Source organism: Bacteroidota bacterium, from assembly GCA_034723125.1.
In the GTDB taxonomy this organism is placed as follows: domain Bacteria; phylum Bacteroidota; class Bacteroidia; order CAILMK01; family JAAYUY01; genus JAYEOP01.
Genome location: JAYEOP010000558.1, coordinates 1 through 1636 on the forward strand (window position 1 = coordinate 1; position 1636 = coordinate 1636).

General features: G+C 26.4%; 1 protein-coding gene. It reads right to left on the reverse strand.

The annotated features are described in order from the left end of the window. Positions 1 to 246 precede the first annotated feature (246 nt). Positions 247 to 1527 carry an IS1380 family transposase gene (locus tag U9R42_14215; GenBank protein ID MEA3497178.1) on the reverse strand — a complete coding sequence of 427 codons (1281 nt, stop codon included), beginning with the start codon at positions 1525 to 1527 and terminating at the stop codon, positions 247 to 249. Positions 1528 to 1636 lie beyond the last annotated feature (109 nt).

A 1636-nucleotide genomic window follows, 5' to 3' on the forward strand; every position in this document is an offset into this window, starting at 1 on the left:
TGAAATTAAAGATGCTGCAATGGTTTGATAAGTATCTTAAACCCGAAAATTGCGATAGAAAATAATAAAAAAAATAGAGCTTAATATACTAATAATTGCCAAATTTTTTCATATTTTCACAGTTACGGATTTCTTTTTACTATTTAGCGATTAAAATTTTTCAAAAGAAAGCTAAAATAAATGACATTTTATTTAAAATAGAGATACCACTCCCTTGAATAATAGAAAAAGAATAATTTATTTATTTTATGCTAATTGTAATTCGATTGACTTCATTTTTTCTCTGTAAATAAAGTCTCTTGGTAATTTTAAAATAAACTGTCTTGATCTTTTAATTAGTTTAGCAGGAATTAAAAGAAATCTTTCTCTAAAAGTTCTAATAGTAGTTTTTAATTCAGATTTACCAATGAATATATTCTTAAACCACACCAGCATGTTATAACAAAGAATCGTAAATTGAAATATAGCTTGATTTGCCCAGAAAGAATCAGTATTAAGTTTGCCGATGTTTAAATCATATTTTTGTTCTTTGATATAATTTTCAGCATTACCTCTTTTACGGTAAAAGTAAACAAGTTTCTTCGGATCATAATTTATATTAGTAACTAATATCTGATATTCATATCTTTCATTTCCGAACATATCTAACTGGGGATCAATATCTTTTTTTGGAGTTCTTACTACTATGAATTTTCTCTTAATATCCCATTTCTTCAATCTGTAATGAAAGAATGCAATTTCACTTTTACCTTCAAAGGGTTTATACGCAATATCTTTGATGCTAATTACTTTATTTAAAATGGTTGGATAGTTTTTAACAGCAATAATATATTTGAATTTCATCTTTTCCAAGAATTGAAGTATCTCTTGTGAAAAGAATCCACAATCTGCTCTGAAGGTTATATCATAGATTCCATAAGGAATCATTGTCATAAGTTCTTTGATAAACTCGACTGCACCATTTGAGCAATAGCTGTCACCCGGCTTTAAAACACCATGAAGGAGTTCTTTGGTCTCATAAACAAAAGCTAATATCGGATGATAACTTCTGTTTCCTCTCTTAACATCATTGTATCCTTTTTCTGCTCCTTCTTGGTAACCACAAAGGTTTAATACCGTTGTGTCTATATCAATGGTCATTCGCTTTAAGTTAAATGCCATTTTGTGAAACTTTTTAAATAGTTCTCTTTTTACATCTACTATCTGTTGGCAGTGCTTATAACTGAATTTCTTTAAAAATTTTGATATATTACTGGCATGTGGAAATTTTTCTAAACCTAAAAGATTTAAAATAAATTTATCTTTATTTAGAAAAGATACCTGATTCATATTCTTGAAACCAAATATTAACATAGTCATAAAAATCTTTATGTAATCAAGTTTTCCATAAATCCTTTTCTTCTTTTTAACACTTATGAATTTATCAAGTTTTTTAAATATATTTGATTTAATAAAAAAATTAAAAATGTTGCAATATCCACCAAAAATTGTTAAATTATCTGCTGTAAATTCAGTTTTTATTTTCACTTTTTTGGTGCCTCCATTTTTGTTATGTTTTGTTTTAGTAAGCTTTATATAATATAACAAATTAGAGGCACTTTTTTTATAAGTTTTTTAGTTCTATCGCAATTTTCGG